Origin of the sequence: Pantoea sp. PSNIH1, from assembly GCF_007680655.1 — a bacterium.
Classification (GTDB): domain Bacteria; phylum Pseudomonadota; class Gammaproteobacteria; order Enterobacterales; family Enterobacteriaceae; genus Pantoea; species Pantoea eucrina.
Window position 1 is genome coordinate 1 of the sequence record NZ_VEIP01000009.1, and the last position, 22,938, is coordinate 22,938.

Sequence of the window (22,938 nt, forward strand, 5' to 3'; positions counted from 1 at the left end):
CCATGCGAGAGTAGGGAACTGCCAGGCATCCATCAAGTAAAAAAGCCCTGAACACGCGTTCAGGGCTTTTTTACGTCCGCAGAAAGCTCAGAAATGCGTAAAAGCTAACCTTTTTTCAGCCAGCTGACGATAAAGTCTGCGACGTGATCAGGCTGGTTGATATCCAGCAGCGGCAGATCCAGCGCCAGTGCTTCATCGCTGGCTACGGCAATAACATATTCATCCAGCAACTCTTCTGCCTCACCTTTTACACCACGCCGCCACAGTGCAATTTTTGTCACTTTCTCATCCCTGAATCCTTCAACCAGTATCAGATCCAGCGCTGCGCTGTTCATCTGTGCTGCCAGATGTTGCAGAGAGGCGGGTTCATCAGGCGTTTCACACATCAGCGCCCAGCGCCGCTCGCTGGCAACCATCACCTGATCGGCGCCCGCTTTACGTAAAACGTAGCTGTCCTTGCCTGGCGTATCGATCTCCAGCTGATGATGAGAATGTTTGATCAAACCGGTCCGCACACCGCGCTGTTTTAACAGCGGTATCAGTGATTTAAGCAGTGTGGTCTTGCCGGTACCGCTCCACGCGGCAATGGCGAGTAAAGGTACGTCCATTATTCTCCCTGCTCCTGTGCCAGATCGTCTGCGGTATTAATATTGCGAAATACCCTCTCATCCTCCTCAAACAGCACTGCGTGACCGCCGCTGGCGCGCAAAAACTGCATCAGACGCCGTTCGCCGCGTGCGAGATACACGGCGAGTTCATCAGCCAGCGCCCGGTTAAGCAGAGCCAGCACCGGATGATCGCGCATGGCTGACCTGACCCAGACCGCCGGCGCTTCTGCGCGCTGTTGCCACAGCCGCAGAACGAAATCCTGAGGTATATAGGGTGTATCACAGGCGCAGAAAACGACCCACTCACTCTGGCTATGGCGTAACCCGCTCAGCATACCTGCCAGCGGTCCGGGCCAGTCAGGTAATGTGTCGGTTATCACCTTACAGCCGCTTAACTGATATTGATCAAGGTGCCGGTTAGCGCTGATCAGCACACTATCTACCTGTGGCTGCAGTCGCTGCAGAACATGCTGATAAAGAGGCTGATTGTGCAGCTGCACCAGCCCCTTATCACGGCCTCCCATACGACTACCCTGGCCGCCTGCCAGAATAACGCCGGTAAATACGGGCATGGTTGTCTCCTTTAATGAACCCGTGCAGTGTAAAGCAGTGTGATGAGGGATCCGCTATGAAAAACCATCGTCTTAACGAACTGATTGCGCTTCTGCAGCCTGCCTGGCAGCAGGAGCCAGAATGTCACCTGCTGGCCTTTTTACACAAGCTGGCGCAGGAGGCGGGCTTTCATGGCCCGTTAAGTGAATTACGCGACGACATATTGATTTACCATCTCAAAATGCGTGATGCCGACAGCACGACAGAAATACCCGGTATCAGAAAAGATTACGAAGCAGACTTTAAAACGGCACTGTTACGCGCACGCGGTGTGATCAAGGCTGACGAGTAGTGCTATCCTTGCGCATCTACTGCAAAGGTAACATACAGGGCCGAAAATGAACGACGCTGCCTTTAATTTTCATACGCTGGATCCGGATGCCATCCTCGATGCTTTATGGGATACCGGGCTGCGGGTGGAGTCAGGCTTAACGGCACTGAACAGCTACGAAAACCGCGTTTACCAGTTCAGCGATGATGAAAACCGGCGCTACGTCGCTAAGTTCTATCGTCCGCAGCGCTGGAGCCGGGAACAGATCCTTGAAGAGCATGCGCTGTCGCTGGATCTGCTGAATGACGACGTGCCGGTAGCGGCACCGCTTACGCTACAGGGCAGCACGCTTAACCAGCATGCCGGATTTATGTTTGCCGTGTTTCCCAGCGTTGGCGGTCGTCAGTATGAAACGGATAACGAAGAACAGATGGAGTGGACAGGACGTTTCCTCGGCCGCATGCATCAGACCCGCTGCCGTAAACCTTTTGTCCGGCGTCCGACGCTGGGTCTTGAGGAGTATATCCTGCAGCCACAGCAGACGCTGGCGCACAGCGAGCTGGTGCCAGCAAGGCTTAAAGAGAGCTTACTGAAGGCGCTGGATAGCCTTTTTATCACGCTGCAGCAGAGCTGGCATACAAAGTGGCAGCCGCTGCGCCTGCACGGTGACTGTCATCCGGGCAATATTTTGTGGCGCGACGGCCCGATGTTTGTTGATCTGGATGACGCGCGCACCGGTCCGGCCGTGCAGGATCTCTGGATGCTGATAAACGGCGACCGGCAGGAGCAGCGCATTCAGTGGGATATCCTGATAGAGGCGTATAACGAGTTCGGTGATTTCGATTTACATGAATTGACACTGATTGAGTCTTTACGCGCCATGCGCATGGTTTATTATCTGGCCTGGGTCGTACGCCGCTGGCAGGATCCCGCTTTTCCGCGTGCGTTTCCCTGGATGACTGACGAGGATTTCTGGCGCCGGCAGATTGCCCTCCTGATTGAGCAGGAGCGACTGTTGCACGAACCCCCATTACGGCTTGGTCCGCAATTTTAATAACGTACTCAGGAGATAGGTTAACAATGAAAAAAATCTGGCTTGCGCTGGCGGGAATGCTGCTGGCATTTAGCGTATCAGCGGCGCAGTTCACCGACGGTAAACAGTATGTCACGCTGCAGAAACCGGTGGCAGGTGAACCGCAGGTCATGGAGTTCTTCTCCTTTTTCTGCCCGCACTGCTATCAGTTTGAACGTGTTTATCACGTCAGCGACGCAGTAAAGAAGAACCTGCCGGCTGAGACCAAAGTAACAAAATATCACGTCGATTTTCTCGGCGGTGATTTAGGCCCGGTGGTCACGCATGCCTGGGCAGTGGCCATGGCGCTGGGCGTGGAAAGCAAAGTTACCGCACCGATTTTTGATGGCATTCAGAAAACGCAAACCATCACCGATCCGGCCAGCCTGAAAGAAACCTTTATTAAAGCAGCAGGGATCTCAGCTGGCGATTATGACGCTGCCTGGAACAGCTTTGCGGTGAAAGCGCTGGTTGCGCAGCAGCAGAAAGCGGCTTCTGATGTCAATCTGCAGGGCGTTCCGGCTATTTTCGTCAACGGCAAATATATGGTCAATAACGGCGGTCTCGACACCAGCTCTATGGAGAATTTTGTCGCCGATTATGCCAACGTGGTTAAGTTCCTGGCTGAAAAGCAGTAACGCGCCACCCTTAAACGCTGGCAACGCCAGCGTTTTTTATTTCTTCACTCTCATTTATTCTTTTTCCTGTCTGCACTCTGTAGTGATATCCACATGGACGATCGCGTTTTCAAAATCGCGTTCTGCGTCACGGCAACTTATTAACCTCTTGTAAATAAATAGTTATTATCTGCTTATTATTTTTCTCATGCTAAAAAAATAGCGCCTTATGAAATTTGCGCACAAAGTTATCCACAGAAAGATCGTTGCGATCCACGTTTGATAACCGTGAAAAAAAGCCCCTCTCTCCCGTGTTCATTCAACATTTTTCTCAGGTTGTGGCATCCTTATAAGCCTGAATCTCGCAACGAAGAAACCTTAACACTATGGCGAAAATCGCAGAAAATCCCCTGATTCTGGTAGACGGATCCTCTTATCTCTACCGTGCATATCATGCCTTTCCGCCACTGACCAACAGCGCGGGCGAACCTACCGGCGCGATGTATGGTGTGCTCAACATGCTGAAAAGTCTGTTGATGCAGTATCAGCCCAGCCATGTGGCTGTGGTCTTCGATGCGAAAGGAAAAACCTTCCGCGACGAACTGTTTGAACACTACAAATCTCATCGTCCGCCGATGCCTGACGATCTGCGTGCGCAGATAGCACCGCTGCATGAGATGGTAAAAGCGATGGGGCTGCCGCTGCTGGCTGTATCGGGCGTGGAGGCAGACGATGTTATCGGTACGCTGGCACTGGAAGCGGGCAAACAGGGGCGCAGCGTACTGATCAGTACCGGTGATAAAGATATGGCGCAGCTGGTCACGCCAGAGATCACACTGATCAATACCATGAGCAATACCGTACTGGGACCGGAAGAGGTTGAAGAGAAATATGGTGTGCCGCCGGCACTGATCATCGATTTTCTGGCGATGATGGGCGACAGCTCCGATAACATTCCCGGCGTACCCGGCGTGGGAGAGAAGACCGCACAGGCGCTGCTGCAGGGGCTGGGTGGTATACACGCCATTTATGACAATCTCGATAAAGTGTCCGGTCTGTCATTCCGCGGCGCGAAAACCATGGCGGCTAAACTCGAACAGAACCGCGATGTGGCCTTTCTCTCTTACCAGCTGGCGACCATTAAAACCGATGTGCCACTGGAGGTCAGTTACGATCAACTGACGGTAAACCAGCCTGACGTTGAGACGCTGCAGACGCTGTTTGCCCGCTTTGAATTCCGGCGCTGGCAGGCCGATCTGCAGGAAGGTAAGTGGCTGCAGGGTAAAAAGAGTAATGTGCAGGCGCAGAGCGCTCTGGCTGATGAGCCTGAGGCTGCGGAAGCTACCAGCGTGCTCTCCGCGGACGGGTATGTCACTATCCTTGATGAGGCAACCTTTAGCACCTGGCTCGATAAGCTGAAGCAGGCTGAAGTGTTTGCATTCGATCTCGAAACGGATTCACTCGATACGCTTAGCGCCACCATTGTCGGTATCGCGTTTGCTGTCGCCCCAGGGGAGGCTGCCTACCTGCCGGTTGCGCATGACTATCTGGACGCACCCGATCAGCTCGATCGCACTGACGTGCTGACGAAATTAAAGCCGTTGCTGGAGGATGAACGCGCGGCGAAAGTGGGGCAGAACCTGAAATACGATCGCGGCGTGCTGAAAAATTACGGTATTGAGCTGCGCGGCATCCGGTTTGACACCATGCTGGAGTCCTACTGCCTGAACAGCGTTGGCGGCAAGCATGATATGGATAGCCTCTCTGCGCGCTGGCTGAATCACAAGACGGTCACGTTCACAGAGATCGCCGGCAAAGGTAAAAATCAGCTCACGTTTAACCAAATCGCGCTGGAACAGGCGGCACACTATGCGGCAGAAGATGCCGATGTGACGCTGCAGCTGCATCAGCAGATGTGGCCAAAACTGGAGCAGGAAGCGGGCCCGAAACAGGTCTTTACCGATATCGAAATGCCTCTGGTTACGGTGATTTCGCGCATTGAGCGTAACGGCGTGCTTATCGATCAGAACATCCTCGCCAGACATTCGCAGGAGCTGACAACCCGCCTCTCTGAGCTGGAACTGAAGGCGCATGAACTGGCGGGAGAGCCGTTTAATCTCTCCTCCACCAAACAGCTGCAAACCATCCTGTTTGAAAAGCAGGGCATTAAGCCTACGAAAAAGACACCGGGCGGCGCGCCGTCAACCAGTGAAGAAGTACTGGCCGAGCTGGCGCTTGATTATCCGCTGCCAAAAGTCATCCTGGAACATCGCGGGCTGTCGAAGCTGAAATCTACTTACACTGATAAACTGCCGCAGATGATTAATCCGGTCTCAGGACGCGTTCACACCTCTTATCATCAGGCGGTCACGGCGACCGGCCGGCTATCCTCGACCGATCCGAACCTGCAGAACATTCCGGTTCGCAACGAAGAAGGGCGCCGGATCCGTCAGGCCTTTATCGCCGGTGCAGATAAACGCATTGTTGCTGCGGACTATTCTCAGATTGAGCTGCGCATCATGGCGCATCTGTCGCAGGATAAAGGTCTGCTGGAGGCCTTTGCGCAGGGAGAAGATATTCACCGCGCTACGGCAGCGGAAGTGTTTGGTTCCCCGCTGGAAAAGGTCTCAGCTGAGCAGCGCCGCAGTGCCAAAGCGATTAACTTCGGCCTGATTTACGGCATGAGTGCGTTTGGCCTCTCGCGTCAGCTGAACATCGGTGCCGGTGAAGCGAAGAAATATATGGATCTCTACTTCGAACGCTATCCGGGCGTACTGCGCTATATGGAAAAGACCCGCGATCAGGCGGCGTCTAAAGGTTACGTAGAGACGCTGGACGGGCGTCGTCTGTGGCTGCCGGATATCAAATCCAGCAACGCTATCCGCCGCAAAGCCGCTGAGCGGGCGGCCATTAATGCGCCGATGCAGGGCACTGCAGCGGATATCATCAAGCGGGCGATGATTGCCGTGGATGGCTGGCTGCAGCAGCAGAACAGTGATGATGTGAAGATGATCATGCAGGTACACGATGAACTGGTATTTGAGATCCACAAAGACGCGGTAGAGAGCGCCAGCGAGAAAATCCGTCAGCTGATGGAGAGCAGTATGTCGCTGGATGTACCGTTGCTGGTGGAAGTGGGTGTCGGTGATAACTGGGATCAGGCGCACTGATCTAACTCGCTGCCTGTTAAACATTTTTTTGGAAATTAAACTACAGCCGCTGTGCGAAAGTGTGACGGAGCTGGTAAAAATTATGTCAAAAGCTGAAATTGGATCACAAAAAATCCTTTGTCGGTCAGAAAAAATCAGGTAAAGTTCGTCGCGTAGGGTACAGAGGTAAGATGTTCTATCTTTCAGACCTTTTACTTCACGTAATCGGATTTGGCTGAATATTTAGCCGCCCCAGTCAGTTATGACTGGGGCGTTTTTTATTGGGCTTTTTTCACCCGGCAACGCTGCCGTTACTCAGCCGGCTGGTTATCTGCGTCACCTTCACGGGCCGGCTCAAGTTCGCTGAACCAGGTATCCAGTTTCTGACGCACCTTGTCCACGCCCAGCTTTTTCAGCGAAGAGAACATCTCAACCTGCACGTCGCCCATAAAGCCCAGCGCGGCTTCGCGCACCATGTTGAGCTGCGCTTTACGTGCGCCAGAGGCGAGCTTGTCCGCTTTGGTCAGCAGCACCAGTACCGGAATATTGCTGCTTACGGCCCACTCAATCATCTGCTGATCGAGATCTTTAAGCGGATGGCGAATATCCATCAGCACCACCAGCCCTTTCAGCGCCTGCCGCTTCTGCAGATACTCTGCCAGCGCACGCTGCCATTTACGTTTCATCTCCTCAGGCACTTCGGCATAGCCGTAGCCGGGCAGATCCACCAGACGTTTGCCTTCAACCACTTCAAACAGGTTGATAAGCTGAGTGCGCCCCGGCGTTTTACTGGTGCGCGCCAGACTTTTCTGGTTGGTCAGGGTATTAAGCGCACTGGATTTGCCTGCATTTGAGCGCCCGGCAAAGGCTACTTCAATACCCGTGTCGGCCGGCAGATGACGGATATCTGGCGCACTGAGCATGAAGTGAGTGATGTGATAATTCAAAGCAGACAAAATAGACTCCAGCTGATAGATACGGACTAATGGCGCTGATTATACCTGTTATGGCGCAAAAGTACCCGACAGCCGTAGCCCTGACAAATCGTGTAAGAGATCGCCGATTTTTGCTGCCAGTTTTAGCTTAAAAATAAAAAGTTCAATATTTTTTTATTATTATAATACAATGAATTGCGCATTATTTTGCTCTTTTCCCTTTAAAAAAGAGCGAGATCTTACTTGTTGATTTGGCACTTTCGTCTACATTTGGTGTCAGTGCAAGGCAGCACCCATCAGGATGATGCGCTCAGGAGTGTCCGGAAGACCAGGAGCATGGCAGGAGTACGATTCAGGCAGGAATCGGGAATGGACAGGGATTACTCGCAGGAGCGATATGGCGACGGAGCGACCGGGACGTTGAGAGCCGTAAAGGATTTATTCAGAGTTTCCTTCGTACGAAGGTGCGAAATAAGGCGATAGCAAAAGCTATCGCCTTTTTTCTTTGTCTGCTTTCTGCTAGATTTCGCCGCAATTCTATACTGAACTCACCAGGCATCACTGAGACCGGACATCATGAAGCAACCTGCACCCGCCCAGCGTGGCAAACCCGCTGCTAAAGCCAAACGTAAATCGCGTGAAGAACTGAATCAGGAAGCGCGCGATCGTAAACGCGATAAAAAGCATAGCGGCCATAAATCGGGCAGCCGCACCAGCCCGACGGCGCAGAGCAGCGGCAGCGCACAGACTAAAAAAAGCAGCGATGCCCGCATTGGCAGCAAAAAACCGGTGGCGCTGGTGGCTGACGGCAAAACGCAGCCCGTGACAAAAGCGGCACCTCAGCCCAAAGCGAAAGCGCAGAAAGTACGCCTGACGCCTGAAGAGGAGCTGGCGAAGCTGGAGAACGATGAACGTCTCGACACGCTGCTCGATCGCCTGGAAAAAGGCGAGACGCTGAGCGGTGAAGACCAGGCGTGGCTGGATGAGACGCTGGACCGCATCGATGAGCTGATGGAAACGCTGGGGATCGCGCTGGATGATGACGCCGAAGATGAACAGGCTGAAGAAGATATGATGCGCCTGCTGAAAGGGCAGTAATCCCGTTACCGGACGGCATGCGCCGTATCGCATGCCGCGCTGAACAGGTATTCGACAATGTTTTGGCCTGGATCAATTTTAGCGCTGCTGCTCACATGTTATATCCTCTGGTTATTGTTTAAACTACGCCGCCTGTCGCGCCTGAAGTCGCGTTTACGGCGGCGTTCTCTTCACCGCTTCACTGACCCTTCTGCGCGACCTTTCCGGACCACACGCCACCGAAAGAGGTAAGCATGACCGCGCAGCAGATAGAATGGGATCAGCAGCTGGTGGAGAAATACAGCGGCTCAGGCCCGCGTTATACCTCCTATCCTACCGCGCCGGAATTCAGCGAAACTTTTCGCGCCGCAGATTTTGAGCAGGCTGCTACCCGTTATCCTCACCGGCCGCTCTCTCTTTACGTGCATATCCCGTTCTGCCACAAACTGTGTTACTTCTGCGGCTGCAATAAAATAGTGACGCGCCAGCGGCAAAAAGCTGATCGCTATCTGAATGCGCTGGCGCAGGAGATTGCCTGTCGTGCTCCGCTGTTTGCCGGTCGCCGGGTGACACAGCTGCACTGGGGCGGTGGCACGCCGACCTTTCTTGACGGAGCGCAGATAAGCCGGCTGATGGCGCTGCTGCGGCATCACTTCGCGATAACGGATGATGCTGAAATGTCGATCGAAATCGATCCGCGTGAGATCGCGCCAGCCACGATCGATCATCTGCGGACGGAAGGATTCAACCGTCTGAGCATCGGGATCCAGGATTTTGATCGGGCGGTGCAGGCGCGCATTAACCGGATACAGGATGAAGCGGCCATTGGTGCGCTGGTAAAGCGCGCGCGCGAACAGGGTTTTCGTTCGGTCAGTTTCGATCTGATCTACGGTCTGCCGCTGCAGAGTGCGGAACGGTTTGCGCTGACGCTGCAGCGGGTGATCGCGCTCGCTCCCGACCGTCTGAGCCTGTTCAGCTATGCGCATATGCCGGCGCTGTTTGCGGCACAGCGCAAAATCAAAGCAGCAGACCTGCCCGACGGCGCGCAAAAGCTGCTGATCCTGCAGCAGAGCATTGCCACACTGACCGCCGCAGGTTACCGGTTTATCGGGATGGACCACTTCGCCCGGCCGGATGATGACCTGGCGATCGCACAGCGCAGCGGTCTGCTGCACCGCAATTTTCAGGGCTACACCACGCACGGTGAGAGCGATCTGCTGGGGCTGGGCGTATCTGCCATCAGCATGCTGGGCGACAGCTATGCGCAGAACCGGAAAGCGCTGAATGAGTGGTATGCAGGGGTGGAACAGCAGGGTAGCGCGCTGTGGCGCGGATTAACGCTGACGGAGGACGATCGTCTGCGGCGTGAGGTGATTAAACAGCTTATCTGCAACTTCACGCTCGATTTTGCCGCCGTGGAGGCGCAGTGGCCGATCGTGTTTGAGGACTATTTTGCCTACGATCTGGCACAGCTGGCTCCGCTGGTGGCGGAGGGGCTGGTTTGCTATGAGAGGCGGCGTATAACGGCGACCGGTCGCGGTCGTCTGCTGATCCGCTCTGTCTGCATGTGTTTCGATCGCTACCTGCGGCAGAAAAGCCGCCAGCAGCACTATTCCCGGATCATCTGAATAACAAAGGGAGCATACGCTCCCTTGCTATTAACTGAACAGGCTCGCCGTAATGGCGCATACCACAGCAGCCAGCGCAGTCTGCGGCGAATGGGCCACCGCGCTGCCAATGGCTGCCAGATTATGCGCTATTGTCAGCATGACAGATTGCAGCATGATACTTCTCTCCCGATTACCGCGAATATCATACTCACCGGTAACGGTCTGTACAGCCTGTGCGTGCAAAAAATCAGCAGAAGCGCCGCTGATGTCGCAGCGTTACTCCATGCCCAGCTCTTTAAGTTTGCGCGTCAGCGTATTGCGCCCCCAGCCAAGCAGGCGTGCCGCTTCCTGTTTATGCCCCTGGGTGTGACGCAGCGCCGTGGTCAGCAGCGTACGCTCCATCTCCGGCTGCGCTTCAGATAACAGGTTCTGATGACCGGAACGCAGCGCGCGATCGGCCCACTGCGCCAGCAGCGTGGCCCAGCTGTCCGGCAGCGACTGCACCGGACTGTCAGGCGTGGCGGATTCAAACAGCTCCGGCGGCAGATCCTGAATCAGCACTTCCTGACCGGCGGCCATGACCGTCAGCCAGCGGCAGGTGTTCTCCAGCTGGCGCACGTTGCCCGACCAGTGCAGGCGGGTCAGCGCCGTTTCCGTTTCCGGATGCAGGATTTTAGCCTCAACGCCCAGTTCGCGTGCGGCAACCTGCAGGAAGTAGCGTGCCAGACGCGGAATATCTTCGCGGCGCTCACGCAGCGGCGGAAGATGTACCCGAATGACATTGAGGCGGTGGAACAGATCCTCACGGAATTTGCCTTCCTGCACGCGCAGCTCAAGGTTCTGATGCGTGGCGGCAATAATGCGCACGTCCACTTTTACCGGCGCGTAGCCGCCCACGCGATAGAACTGACCGTCTGCCAGCACGCGCAGCAGACGCGTCTGCACATCCAGCGGCATATCGCCAATCTCATCAAGAAACAGTGTGCCGCCATCAGCCTGTTCAAAGCGCCCCTGACGGATCTGATTGGCGCCGGTAAACGCGCCTTTTTCATGCCCGAACAGTTCAGATTCAATCAGGTCTTTCGGGATCGCCGCCATATTCAGCGCGATAAAAGGCGCCTTGGCGCGCGGGCTGTGGCGGTGCAGCGCATGCGCGACCAGCTCTTTACCGGTTCCCGACTCACCGTTAATCAGCACGCTGATGGAGGAGCGTGACAGACGGCCAATAATACGGAACACATCCTGCATCGCCGGCGCTTCGCCGATGATGTCGGTTGTCGGGCCGCTGACGGGCTGATTGCGCGGCTGCTGCTGCTCCTGATAGTGGCTGATGGCGCGCTCGACCAGCGCTACCGCCTCATCGATATCAAACGGCTTGGGCAGATAATCAAATGCGCCCTGCTGATAGGCACTGACGGCGGCATCAAGATCGGAGTGCGCCGTCATAATGATGACCGGCAGCATCGGATGACGCTGCTTGATCTGCTTCAGTAGCGCCAGGCCATCCATGCCCGGCATGCGAATATCTGACAATAGTACGTCCGGGGTTTTGCTGGCGAGTGCATCCAGCACCTCACTGGCGCTGTCAAACGTCGCGCAGCTTAAACCGGCTCCAGTGAGCGCGCGTTCAAGCACCCAGCGGATGGAGCTATCGTCATCGACGATCCAGACTATCCCTCGTTGCATAGAAACCTCACTGGCGAATGGGCAGGTAGACCGAAAACTCGGTGTGACCTGGCCAACTGTTAAATTCAATTTTTCCGGAGTGCTGATCGATCAGGCTGCGGGCGATAGAGAGTCCGAGACCGGTACCCCCTTCGCGTCCGCTGACCATGGGATAGAACAGCGTATCCTGCAGCTGTGCCGGTATGCCCGGCCCGTTATCTTCCACATCAATACGTGCCACCAGCCGGTAGCGCGTGCCGTGCAGCGTCAGCTGAAAAGCGGTACGCGTACGCAGCACGATGGTACCGCCCTCTGCGCCGAGCGCCTGCAGCGCATTGCGTACGACGTTAAGCAGCACCTGTTCAATCTGGTCAGGATCGTGCGGCAGCTCCGGCAGGCTGGGATCGTAGTCGCGTACCAGCGTTATGTTGTCCGGCAGCTCCATCGAGACCAGCTTGACCACGCGCTCCGCCACCTGATGAATGCTCTGCGTAACGTGCAGCCCCGGCTGCTGCGGGCCCAGCAGACGATCGACCAGGTTGCGCAGCCGGTCTGCCTGCTCGATGATAACGTTGGTGTATTCGTTCAGCGACGGGTCAGGTAGCGCGCGCGACAGCAGCTGTGCCGCGCCGCGCAGGCCGCCAAGCGGGTTTTTAATCTCATGCGCCAGGCCGCGCACTAAATCGCGTGCGGCAACCTGCTGAGCATGCTGGATCTGCTCCTGGCTGAGCCGGCGCTGATTGTCCATCGGCGCCATCTCCAGCAGGATCAGGCCGTCCGGCAGACGCTGCGCGGTCAGCGACATGATGTGCGCGCGTCCATCGACCACCAGCGTGACTTCGCTGTCGGTAAAGCCCTGGCCTGCGGCCAGGCTCTCGCGCAGCACGTCAAGATTGAGCGAAAAGTAGCCGGTCAGCTCCGGCAGCGGCGTACCGAACAGCTTACGCGAACTCTGCGCCAGCAGCTGCTGCGCAGCCGGATTGGCATAGTGGATCACCAGCCCGTCATCGACCAGCAGAATACTGTTTATCAGGGAGTTGAGAATCTGCCCTGCGTCGGGCAGTGAGCCAGCAACCATACCACGATCCTCTGCACCAAATGGGTGCACTATAGCGTTTTGGGATGGAAAACTCCCCGATAACGGCAATTTTGCGGTGAAAAAAACCCATCCGGAGATGGGCTAAAGTTTCCACGGCAACAAAAAAACGTTGTCCTCTTTTGCCCGGCCTGGCGGACAAAAGAGGTGAATGGCCATTTAAACGCTGTAGTAGAGTTCAAATTCAACCGGGTGTGGCGTCATGCGAACGCGATCAACATCTGGCTTGCGCAGTTCGATATAAGCATCGATAGCGTCATCAGTGAATACGCCGCCGCGGGTCAGGAACTCGCGATCTTCATTCAGCGCGTTCAGTGCTTCTTCCAGAGAACCGGCTACTTTCGGGATCTCCGCTTCTTCTTCCGGCGGCAGATCGTAGAGGTTTTTGTCCATCGCATCGCCAGGATGGATTTTATTGATGATACCGTCGAGGCCAGCCATCAGCAGCGCAGTAAACGCCAGGTATGGGTTAGCCGCTGGATCCGGGAAGCGCGCTTCAATACGGCGGGCTTTCGGGCTGGCAACCACCGGAATACGGATGGAGGCTGAGCGGTTACGCGCGGAGTAAGCGAGCATAACCGGCGCTTCATAACCCGGCACCAGACGCTTGTAGGAGTTGGTGGTTGGGTTAGCCAGGGCGTTAATCGCTTTAGCGTGCTTGATCACACCGCCGATGTAGAACAGCGCGGTTTCAGAGAGGCCGCCGTACTTATCGCCAGAGAACAGGTTTACGCCACCTTTAGAGAGTGACATATGGCAGTGCATACCGGATCCGTTGTCACCAAACATCGGTTTTGGCATAAAGGTTGCGGTCTTGCCGTAGGCGTGCGCAACGTTGTGCACGACATACTTATAAATCTGAATTTCATCCGCTTTTTTGGTCATGGTGTTGAAGCGGGTTGCCACTTCGTTCTGACCAGCGGTTGCCACTTCGTGGTGATGTGCTTCTACAACCAGACCCATCTGCTCCATGGTCAGACACATGGCAGAACGGATATCCTGAGAGGAGTCAACCGGTGGTACCGGGAAGTAGCCGCCTTTCAGACCCGGACGGTGGCCTTTGTTGCCGCCTTCGTACGCTTTGCCAGTGTTCCAGCACGCTTCAATATCATCGATAGCGACGTGTGAACCTGAAGTCGATGAACCGAAACGGATATCGTCAAACAGGAAAAACTCTGGCTCAGGTCCGAACAGCACGGTGTCAGCAATACCGGAAGCGCGCAGGTACTCTTCAGCGCGCTTGGCGATGGAGCGCGGATCGCGATCGTAACCCTGCAGCGTGCCTGGCTCGAGGATGTCACACCGGATGATGAGGGTCGGGTCTTCGAAGAACGGGTCCATCACCGCAGTGGTGGCATCCGGCATCAGCACCATGTCTGATTCGTTAATGCCTTTCCAGCCACCGATGGATGAACCATCGAACATTTTGCCTTCTTCAAAGAAGTCTGCGTTAACCTGATGAGCAGGAATGGTGACGTGCTGTTCTTTACCTTTAGTATCGGTAAAACGCAGATCGACGAACTTAACTTCATGCTCGTTCATCATCGAGAGAACGTGTTCAGCGGACATACTCAACTCTCCTGGAAATGGTCATCTGTTGTCGTGGTGAGAGAACTCAAAATGCCTGGAATGTGTCACGACTACTGACCACCCCTGACTAAGATCCCGGCAAGCTATTCAGCCATCAGGCCACTGTCGTTTGCACTTAAAAAAGATAAAGCGAATTCTGTGCCAACTTTTTTTAAGCGCAATAAATAGCGCTGTGCGGCGCGCTGCGGTGCATCAGCAGCTGCACCAGAACAGACGCATTGCTTTATTATGGTGCAAAACGGTGCGCTGATGGCACTAAAATGGTGCATAAAGCCAGCAGAGTGCAGATATTTGCACCGCTAATGGTGCTAAAAACCAGCAGCGTGAGAATATTGTCGGGAAAACTGTGATCATGTTCAGTATTCCGCTTAATCCGTGTACAATACCGCGTTATTTCTATAATGCCTGAGGCAAAGCTGTGATCGAAAATTTGCGTAACATCGCCATCATCGCGCACGTTGACCATGGAAAAACCACCCTGGTCGACAAACTGCTGCAACAGTCTGGTACTTTTGACGCTCGTACCGAAGCGACTGAACGTGTGATGGATTCCAATGATTTGGAAAAAGAGCGTGGAATTACCATCCTCGCAAAAAACACCGCCATCAAATGGAACGACTACCGTATCAACATCGTTGATACCCCGGGACACGCCGACTTCGGTGGTGAAGTAGAGCGCGTCATGTCCATGGTGGATTCGGTGCTGCTGGTTGTTGATGCGATGGATGGCCCTATGCCGCAAACCCGCTTCGTAACCAAGAAAGCCTTTGCTCACGGTCTGAAACCTATTGTTGTTATCAACAAAATTGACCGTCCAGGCGCGCGTCCTGACTGGGTTGTAGACCAGGTATTCGACCTGTTCGTTAACCTCGACGCGACTGACGAGCAGCTGGACTTCCCTATCATTTATGCGTCAGCGCTGAATGGTATTGCAGGTCTGGAACACACTGATATGGCTGAGGACATGACTCCGCTGTATCAGGCAATCGTCGATCACGTTTCTCCGCCGCAGGTTGAAGCTGATGCGCCGCTGCAGATGCAGATCTCTCAGCTGGACTACAACAACTACCTGGGCGTTATCGGTATTGGCCGCATCAAGCGCGGTAAAATCAAGCCGAACCAGCAGGTTACTGTGATTGATAGCGAAGGCAAAACCCGCAACGCGAAAGTGGGTAAAGTGCTGACGCATCTGGGTCTGGAGCGTATTGACAGCGATCTGGCAGAAGCGGGCGACATCATTGCCGTTACCGGTCTGGGTGAACTGAACATCTCCGATACCATCTGCGACACGCAGAATGTAGAGGCGCTGCCGGCGCTGAGCGTAGATGAGCCTACCGTAACCATGTTCTTTAACGTCAATACCTCACCGTTCTGCGGTAAAGAAGGTAAATACGTTACTTCACGTCAGATCCTGGATCGCCTGAACAAAGAGCTGGTACACAACGTTGCACTGCGCGTTGAAGAGACCGAAGATGCTGATGCATTCCGCGTATCAGGTCGTGGTGAGCTGCACCTTTCCGTTCTGATCGAAAACATGCGTCGTGAAGGCTTTGAGCTGGCGGTATCCCGTCCGAAAGTTATCTTCCGTGAGCATGAAGGCCGCAAGCAGGAGCCGTTTGAGAACGTTACCCTCGATATCGAAGAGACCCACCAGGGCTCAGTGATGCAGGCGATGGGTGAGCGTAAAGGCGACATGAAAAACATGGATCCGGATGGCAAAGGCCGCGTACGTCTCGACTACGTGATCCCAAGCCGTGGTCTGATCGGCTTCCGTAACGAATTCATGACCATGACCTCCGGTACCGGTCTGCTCTACTCGACTTTCAGCCACTACGACGACGTGCGTCCGGGCGAAGTTGGTCAGCGTCAGAACGGCGTTCTGATCTCTAACGGTCAGGGTAAAGCCGTTGCGTTTGCTCTGTTTGGTCTGCAGGATCGCGGTAAGCTGTTCCTGGGTCACGGTGCAGAGGTTTATGAAGGCCAGATCATCGGTATTCACAGCCGCTCTAACGACCTGACCGTAAACTGTCTGACCGGTAAGAAACTGACCAACATGCGTGCGTCAGGTACCGATGAGGCGACGACGCTGGTTCCGCCACAGAAAATGACGCTGGAGCAGGCGATCGAGTTCATCGATGATGACGAACTGGTTGAAGTTACGCCACAGTCAGTCCGTATCCGTAAACGTCACCTGACCGAGAACGATCGCAAACGCGCGTCTCGCGGCGGTAAAGAGTAAACGATACGTTCTGTTATCAGGCCCCGCACTGCGGGGCTTTTTTGTTTCTGTTGCCCGCCTTTTTCCCCGAATGCTCCCTGTTCAGCTACGCTTTTTGCCGCTAGAGTGAATGATCCCGGAAGCACAGAGGAGAGGCGTCATGCTGTACATCTTTGATTTGGGTAACGTGATTGTTGATATCGACTTCAATCGCGTACTGGGCGTCTGGAGTGATTTAGGCCGTGTGCCGCTGGCCACGCTGCAGAGTCGCTTCAGCATGGATGAAGCGTTTGAACAACATGAACGGGGCGAGATCAGCGACCCGGAATTTGCCGAGCGCCTTTGCGAGCAGCTCGATATTGCCCTGAGCTATGAGCAGTTTACCGCCGGCTGGCAGGCCGTGTTTGTCGGCGTTCGCCCGGAGACGCTGGCGATCATGAACCAGCTTCGCGCCCGCGGCGAACGCGTGGTGATCCTTTCCAACACCAACCAGCTGCATTTTGAATTCTGGCCGACGCACTATCCGGAAGTTCAGCAGGCTGCCGATCGCGTCTATATGTCGCAGGAGCTCGGCATGCGTAAACCGGAAGCGCGGATTTTCAGCCATGTGCTGGCGCAGGAGGGTTACACGGCGGACCAGGCCATCTTCTTTGATGACAATCAGGCGAATATCGATGCGGCGCGCGCGCTGGGAATCGAAAGCGTGCTGGTGGAAGATCACAAAACCCTGCCCGCCTGGTTCGCAGCGCGTGGGTAAATGTGATGGCTAACACTCTGCGCCACCGGGCGCATGCGTTCTTTTTGTGGCTGAAACTGCTGTGGCGGCGCATCGACGAAGATAACATGACCACGCAGGCGGGGAATCTTGCCTACGTTTCCCTGCTGGCGCTGGTGCCGCTGGTGGCGGTGATCTTCGCGCTGTTCGCCGCGTTCCCGGTTTTTTCCGACATCAGCGTACAGCTCAAGAATTTTATCTTTACCAACTTTATGCCGGCAGCTGGCGACGTGATCCAGCGCTACCTTGACCAGTTTGTCGCTAACGTAAATAAAATGACGGCGGTAGGCGCGGTAGGGCTGATTGTCACGGCGCTGCTGCTGATGCACTCCGTTGACAGCGCGCTGAACGCCATCTGGCGCAGCAATTCGCCGCGTCCGATGATCTATTCGTTTGCCGTTTACTGGATGATCCTGACGCTCGGCCCGCTGCTGGCTGGCGCCAGCCTGGCGATTAGCTCCTATCTGCTGTCGCTGCGCTGGGTCAATGTCACCGGCGTTACCAGCCTGATCGACCAGGCGCTGCGTATCTTCCCGCTGGTGCTCTCCATTCTGGCGTTCTGGCTGCTTTACAGCGTGGTGCCAACGCGGCGCGTGCCGGGGCGCGATGCGCTCACCGGGGCGGTGGTGGCAGGCCTGCTGTTTGAGCTGGGTAAAAAAGGCTTTGCGCTCTATGTTACGATGTTTCCCTCGTATCAGTTAATTTATGGCGTACTGGCCGTTATCCCGATTCTGTTTCTGTGGGTCTACTGGACGTGGTGTATTGTTTTGCTGGGAGCGGAAGTCACCGTCACCCTGAATGACTATCGCCAGCTAAAGCTGCAGGAACATGAACCATCCCGTGAGGAAACATGATTGCATTAATTCAGCGCGTCAGTGCCGCCAGCGTGGCGGTCGACAACCAGATCATTGGTGAGATTGGCGCCGGACTGCTGGTGCTGCTGGGCGTGGAAAAAGAGGATGATGATCAAAAAGCCCGGCGGCTCTGCGATAAAGTGCTCGGCTACCGTGTTTTCGGTGACGAGAATGACAAAATGAATCTGAATGTGCACCAGGCTGGCGGCAGCGTGCTGGTGGTTTCGCAGTTTACGCTGGCGGCAGATACCCGTAAGGGCATGCGTCCCTCCTTTTCCGGCGGTGCCGTACCGGCAGAAGCGGAGCGGCTCTATAACGTCTTCAGCGACTGCTGCCGGGCCAGCGGTATCACAACCGCCAGCGGTCGCTTTGCGGCCGATATGCAGGTTTCACTGGTTAACGACGGTCCGGTCACTTTCTGGTTGCAGGTGTGAGATCGGCAGCCTGGCGGCAGGCAATCGGCCACGCTGGCTCCGAACGGGAGAATCATTTTATGTATCATCTTCGAGTGCCTCAGACGGCCGAAGAGCTGGACATGTATTACCAGTTCCGCTGGGAAATGCTGCGCAAGCCGCTGCGCCAGCCGCAGGGCTCAGAGCGGGATGCCTGGGACGCGCTGGCGCACCATCAGATGGTGGTGGATGAGCAGGGCAAGCCGGTTGCCGCAGGCCGCCTCTATATCAACGCAGAGAATGAAGCAGCTATTCGCTTTCTTGCCGTGCACCCGTCGGTACAGGGCAAGGGGCTCGGGACGCTGGTGGCGATGACGCTGGAATCCGTGGCGCGACAGGAAGGCGCCAAGCGCGTAACCTGCAGCGCGCGCGAAGATGCCGTGGAGTTTTTTGCCAAGCTGGGTTTTATCAATCAGGGTGAAATCACCGCACCGCAGACCACGCCGGTGCGCCATTTTCTGATGATCAAACCGGTGGTGACGCTGGATGATATTCTGCATCGCGCCGACTGGTGCGGCCAGCTCCAGCAGGCGTGGTATGAGCATATTCCCCTGAGTGAGAAGATGGGCGTGCGCATCCTGCAATATACCGGGCAGAAATTTGTCACCACCATGCCGGAGACCGGCAATCAGAATCCGCACCATACGCTGTTTGCCGGCAGTCTTTTCTCGCTGGCCACGCTGACCGGCTGGGGGCTGATCTGGCTGCTGCTGCGCGAACGTCATCTGGGCGGAACCATCATTCTGGCGGATGCGCATATCCGCTACAGCAAACCGATCAGCGGACGGCCCGGCGCCACTGCCGATCTCGGCTCGCTGAGCGGCGATCTCGACCGCCTCGCGCGCGGGCGCAAGGCGCGCGTGCAGCTGGAGGTTGAGCTGTACGGAAATGAAGAGCCGGGCGCAGTATTTGAGGGCGTCTATATTGTGCTGCCTGCGGACCAGCATGGTCCACTCGAAGCGGGTGGCTCCGGCGCGCTGATAAACTGAGGATGGTGCAGCCGATCGCGCGGCAACAACGCGATCGGCCTGCCGTTCTTAATCTGTCTGCCCGTTACGCATGCTCTGCTGCAGCGAGCCGGCGTCGGTGGTAACGGAAAGGTCTGCCGAAATGCCCGGACGCAGCGGCGTACCGGCGCGCAGTGACCCCTTAAGCTGCAGCTGCAGATTACTGTCACCGCTCTGCGTCAGCGCTGGCCAGCCCCAGTTTTCCAGTACGTTGACCGGCACCGCCTGGCCCTTCAGGCTCAGCGTCAGCGGACGTTCGGCGCTCTGGCCTACCGTTGCCGTCGCCTCCAGCAGTCCATTGCCGTTAAAAGCGCTCATTTCTGTTATCTGGATTTGCTGCTCATCTGCCGTCAGCGCTATTGAGGGATGACGCAGATCGGTACGGTTAAAGGTCGCTTCTGCCGCGTTAAGACTCGCTTTGCCCGACCAGATCCCCCACTGATGCGCGCGCGCCAGCAGCAGATTATCCGCAGAGCCGTCCAGCGCCGTCATCTGGAAAGGAAACGCCGGGTTGATATCGATGATCAGGTTACGATTGGCGGTGGCGTGCTTCACCAGCACGCTGTCAAGCCAGGCGGGCAGGGCGGCCTGCCAGCGCTCGCGCCAGTTCTGCGGCAGCGTATACTCCAGTCCGGCCACGGCCAGATCGTCCAGCGTCAGCTGCCGGTTGCTGCGCGTCCAGCTGCCGCTGGCGCGCAGAATACCGTTAACCCAGCGGGAGCTGAACTGCGTAAGTCTGACGCCTTCAGGCGAGAACTCTGCATTAACGATAGGATCATCCAGCGCCAGGCTGCCATTGATAAAGTTGCCGGCATTCATCGCCAGATAGCCTTCGTTACTCTGCCAGTCGCCGTTGCGCAGGGTAATGTCCCGCAGCGTAAGATCGAGGTCGGTGACCGCCCAGTCCGGTCCCTGCAGCCGGGCGTCGGTGACATCCAGACGGTTAATTGTGACCGCAGGGGCCGTCAGCAGCGGGCGCAGGAAATCATTCAGCGATTGGCTGGTCTGCAGACGGATATCATTCAGGCGCAGCTGATCAATGCTCCAGTTGCCCTGGTCGTCACGCTCTGCCCGACCGGTCACCGATCCCCGGGCGATATCCGCACCTATCGTGGTGAGCTGCAGGCGGCGCTGCGCCACGTTGCCCTGTAGCAGCACGTTATCACCGGCCAGCCCGTTCAGCGTCAGCTGCGCGGCGCTTATCTGAAACTGTGCGTCACTGCCCAGCATATCGGCGGATACAGGTTTCCATGGAACAATACCGCCATTGACGCCGCGGGCAGAGAGCGGCAGCGCCGTGCGCGGGCTTTCCAGGCGCACATTGCGCAGCTGCAGGCGGTTGGCCTGAACGGGCAGCGTGGTGGATGGCGTCTGATTAGCGAGATTGATCTCCCCTTCATGAATTTCAATGCTGTCAAAATGAAGCCAGTCGCTGAACTGCACCATCGCCAGGCCCAGATCGATGCGTTTAGCCACGACAACCGCAGGCTGGCCATCGTGACCAAAACTGAAATTATCCAGCACGATATGCGAAGGGGAAGAGAAGTTGTGCTCAATTTTACTGACGGAGAGATGCCACGCAGTTTTATCACTTACCCAGCGGCTAAACCAGCCGGCGCCCCACTGTGTCTGCACCAGTACATAACCGATCACCAGCAGCAGCAGAATCAGCAGTAATAGAGTAAGGAAAAACTTGCCCAGGAATTTCATTGCATTCATCCATCGCGATCGTTGTCCGGTCAGTGGTTGTTATGCCTGAATTACCGTTACAGCTCAACCGTCTGGCGAAAAATGCGGATAAATAGCAGGCAGGCGGGCGCCTGCCTGCTGCGCTATTTTTCCTGCGGGAAAATAAGATTAAGCACGATCGCCGTAATACCGCCGGCAGCAATACCGGAAGAGAGCAGCGTTTTCAGCCACTCTGGCGCAAACTGCAGGATCAGCGGCTGCTGAGAGACACCGAGTCCGACCGCCAGCGATAGCGCAATAATCATGATAGCGCGGCGGTTAAGCGGCTCGCGGGATACAATGCGCACGCCGGAAGCGGCAATGGTGCCGAACATCACGATAGTGGCCCCGCCCAGCACCGGTTCCGGAATATGCTGAACAAAGCCGCTGACCGCCGGAAACAGCCCGAGAACCACCAGCATCAGCGCCACCACAAAGCCTACATAGCGGCTGGCCACGCCGGTCAGCTGGATCACGCCGTTGTTCTGACCAAAACAGGAGTTGGGGAAGGTGTTAAACAGGGCAGAGACGCAGGAGTTCAGGCCGTTTGCCAGTACGCCCCCTTTCAGGCGCTTCATATAGAGCGGGCCGCTGACCGGCTGTTCTGAAACGTCAGAGGTGGCGGTGATATCACCGATGGTTTCCAGCGAAGTAACCATAAAGACCAGCATCAGCGGGATCAGCAGATTCCAGTCAAAACCCAGCCCGTAATAGAGCGGTGAAGGCACAGCCAGCAGCGGCTGCTCTACCGGTGCCGCGCTCTCCGGCAGCATATCCAGTCCCCACGCCAGTGCATAACCCACCGCCATCGCGATCACCAGCGATGCCACACGCAGATAGGGGTTGCGCTGACGGTTAAGCAGAATAATCACCAGCAGCACGGCACCTGCCAGCAGCAGATTTCCAGGCGCGCCAAAGCTGTGATCGTTCATAGCAGCAAAGCCGCCGCCAATTGAGGTCAGCCCGACCTGAATCAGTGAGAGACCGATAATCATCACTACGATGCCCGACACCAGCGGCGTAATAATCCGGCGTGCAAGATGCAGCACGCGCGACAGCAGCATTTCGGTACAGGAGGCGACCATCAGCGTGCCAAACAGCGCTGCCATCATGGTGGGCACATCCGCGCCACCATTCTTCAGCGCCATACCGCCCATAATCAGCGGCGTAACAAAGTTAAAGCTGGTGCCCTGAATCGACAGCAGCCCGGAGCCCACCGGTCCCCAGGTTTTGATCTGCAGCAGCGACGCTACGCCGGAGGCAAACAGCGACATACTGATGATGTGCTGCGTATCCTGTGCCGGCAGCCCCAGCGCCTGGCAGATCAGCAGTGCCGGGGTGATCACGGCAACGAACATCGCCAGCAGGTGCTGACAGGCGGCAAACAGCGTCTGCGGCAGCGGCGGGCGATCCTCAAGACGATAAATCAGTTCGCTTTTTGTCGTGGCAGACGCACTGGCGGGCGAAAGGGGTTCGGCACGATTAACAGACATGACAGGCTCTCAGTAACAGCAAAGTGGCGATTTTAAACGGTTGCCCGCTGAAAGCAATCGTTTGCATCGCTGCGGCTGATTACCGGCTGGACAATTTTTCAGCGGGCGC

20 protein-coding genes are annotated in these 22,938 nt (G+C 56.0%); 11 read left to right on the forward strand and 9 right to left on the reverse strand.

The genetic code is table 11. The features are described from left to right. Positions 1–104: 104 nt before the first annotated feature. Positions 105–608 carry a molybdopterin-guanine dinucleotide biosynthesis protein MobB gene (mobB, locus tag FS690_RS16395; protein WP_108570158.1) on the reverse strand — a complete coding sequence of 168 codons (504 nt, stop codon included), beginning with the start codon at positions 606–608 and terminating at the stop codon, positions 105–107. Then, on the reverse strand, positions 608–1,180 hold the full coding sequence (gene mobA, locus FS690_RS16400; protein ID WP_108570157.1) for a molybdenum cofactor guanylyltransferase MobA: 573 nt from the start codon (positions 1,178–1,180) through the stop codon (positions 608–610). Before mobA ends, mobB begins: the two co-directional genes overlap by 1 nt. A 56-nt stretch (positions 1,181–1,236) precedes the next feature. Here mobA and FS690_RS16405 point away from each other — a divergent pair, with 56 nt between their 5' ends. From FS690_RS16405 to polA, 4 genes are all read left to right on the forward strand, one after another. After that, positions 1,237–1,512, forward strand: coding sequence for a YihD family protein (locus FS690_RS16405; RefSeq protein WP_039381361.1), 276 nt, complete (start codon positions 1,237–1,239; stop codon positions 1,510–1,512). A gap of 46 nt (positions 1,513–1,558) precedes the next feature. Further along, a complete protein-coding gene (locus tag FS690_RS16410) occupies positions 1,559–2,545 on the forward strand; it encodes a serine/threonine protein kinase (protein WP_145339914.1) in 987 nt (328 codons plus the stop codon). Positions 2,546–2,571: 26 nt separating this feature from the next. Further along, positions 2,572–3,201, forward strand: coding sequence for a thiol:disulfide interchange protein DsbA (dsbA, locus tag FS690_RS16415; RefSeq protein ID WP_039381357.1), 630 nt, complete (start codon positions 2,572–2,574; stop codon positions 3,199–3,201). Between the two features lie 365 nt (positions 3,202–3,566). Next, positions 3,567–6,350, forward strand: coding sequence for a DNA polymerase I (polA, locus tag FS690_RS16420; protein WP_145339915.1), 2,784 nt, complete (start codon positions 3,567–3,569; stop codon positions 6,348–6,350). A gap of 290 nt (positions 6,351–6,640) precedes the next feature. Here polA and yihA read toward each other — a convergent pair whose 3' ends face one another. Then, positions 6,641–7,285, reverse strand: a complete 645-nt coding sequence (gene yihA, locus FS690_RS16425) for a ribosome biogenesis GTP-binding protein YihA/YsxC (RefSeq protein WP_039381353.1) — start codon at positions 7,283–7,285, stop codon at positions 6,641–6,643. 555 nt (positions 7,286–7,840) lie between these two features. On the opposite strand from yihA, the gene yihI reads away from it, so the two are divergent. Further along, on the forward strand, positions 7,841–8,362 hold the full coding sequence (gene yihI / locus FS690_RS16430; RefSeq protein WP_039381350.1) for a Der GTPase-activating protein YihI: 522 nt from the start codon (positions 7,841–7,843) through the stop codon (positions 8,360–8,362). 233 nt (positions 8,363–8,595) lie between these two features. After that, on the forward strand, positions 8,596–9,969 hold the full coding sequence (hemN, locus tag FS690_RS16435) for an oxygen-independent coproporphyrinogen III oxidase (protein ID WP_145339916.1): 1,374 nt from the start codon (positions 8,596–8,598) through the stop codon (positions 9,967–9,969). Positions 9,970–9,999: 30 nt separating this feature from the next. On the opposite strand, the gene FS690_RS16440 is transcribed toward hemN, so the two are convergent. From FS690_RS16440 to glnA, 4 genes are all read right to left on the reverse strand, one after another. Beyond that, positions 10,000–10,125 carry a YshB family small membrane protein gene (locus FS690_RS16440; protein WP_139239666.1) on the reverse strand — a complete coding sequence of 42 codons (126 nt, stop codon included), beginning with the start codon at positions 10,123–10,125 and terminating at the stop codon, positions 10,000–10,002. Positions 10,126–10,227: 102 nt separating this feature from the next. Continuing rightward, positions 10,228–11,637 carry a nitrogen regulation protein NR(I) gene (gene glnG / locus FS690_RS16445; protein ID WP_039381345.1) on the reverse strand — a complete coding sequence of 470 codons (1,410 nt, stop codon included), beginning with the start codon at positions 11,635–11,637 and terminating at the stop codon, positions 10,228–10,230. Positions 11,638–11,644: 7 nt separating this feature from the next. Next, positions 11,645–12,694 (reverse strand): nitrogen regulation protein NR(II), encoded by a 1,050-nt coding sequence (gene glnL, locus FS690_RS16450; RefSeq protein WP_145339917.1) that lies wholly within the window; start codon positions 12,692–12,694, stop codon positions 11,645–11,647. A gap of 177 nt (positions 12,695–12,871) precedes the next feature. Then, positions 12,872–14,281: a glutamate--ammonia ligase gene (glnA, locus tag FS690_RS16455; RefSeq protein ID WP_039381340.1), complete on the reverse strand. Its 1,410-nt coding sequence runs from the start codon at positions 14,279–14,281 to the stop codon at positions 12,872–12,874. Between the two features lie 439 nt (positions 14,282–14,720). Between glnA and typA the strand changes: the two genes are divergently transcribed. The 5 genes from typA (at position 14,721) to fabY (ending at position 19,590) form a co-directional block, all read left to right on the forward strand. Then, a complete protein-coding gene (typA, locus tag FS690_RS16460) occupies positions 14,721–16,541 on the forward strand; it encodes a ribosome-dependent GTPase TypA (RefSeq protein ID WP_039381337.1) in 1,821 nt (606 codons plus the stop codon). 139 nt (positions 16,542–16,680) lie between these two features. After that, the gene (yihX, locus tag FS690_RS16465) at positions 16,681–17,277 is read left to right on the forward strand and encodes a glucose-1-phosphatase (protein ID WP_039381334.1); all 597 of its coding nucleotides are present in this window, start codon (positions 16,681–16,683) and stop codon (positions 17,275–17,277) included. Positions 17,278–17,282: 5 nt separating this feature from the next. Continuing rightward, positions 17,283–18,149: a virulence factor BrkB family protein gene (locus FS690_RS16470; protein ID WP_039381331.1), complete on the forward strand. Its 867-nt coding sequence runs from the start codon at positions 17,283–17,285 to the stop codon at positions 18,147–18,149. Next, positions 18,146–18,583, forward strand: coding sequence for a D-aminoacyl-tRNA deacylase (gene dtd, locus FS690_RS16475; protein WP_145339918.1), 438 nt, complete (start codon positions 18,146–18,148; stop codon positions 18,581–18,583). Before FS690_RS16470 ends, dtd begins: the two co-directional genes overlap by 4 nt. A 59-nt stretch (positions 18,584–18,642) precedes the next feature. After that, on the forward strand, positions 18,643–19,590 hold the full coding sequence (gene fabY, locus FS690_RS16480) for a fatty acid biosynthesis protein FabY (protein ID WP_039381327.1): 948 nt from the start codon (positions 18,643–18,645) through the stop codon (positions 19,588–19,590). 48 nt (positions 19,591–19,638) lie between these two features. Here the strand turns inward: fabY and FS690_RS16485 are convergent, their stop codons facing one another. Further along, positions 19,639–21,318, reverse strand: coding sequence for an AsmA family protein (locus FS690_RS16485; protein ID WP_039385670.1), 1,680 nt, complete (start codon positions 21,316–21,318; stop codon positions 19,639–19,641). 122 nt (positions 21,319–21,440) lie between these two features. Further along, positions 21,441–22,829: an NCS2 family protein gene (locus tag FS690_RS16490; protein WP_039381325.1), complete on the reverse strand. Its 1,389-nt coding sequence runs from the start codon at positions 22,827–22,829 to the stop codon at positions 21,441–21,443. Positions 22,830–22,938 lie beyond the last annotated feature (109 nt).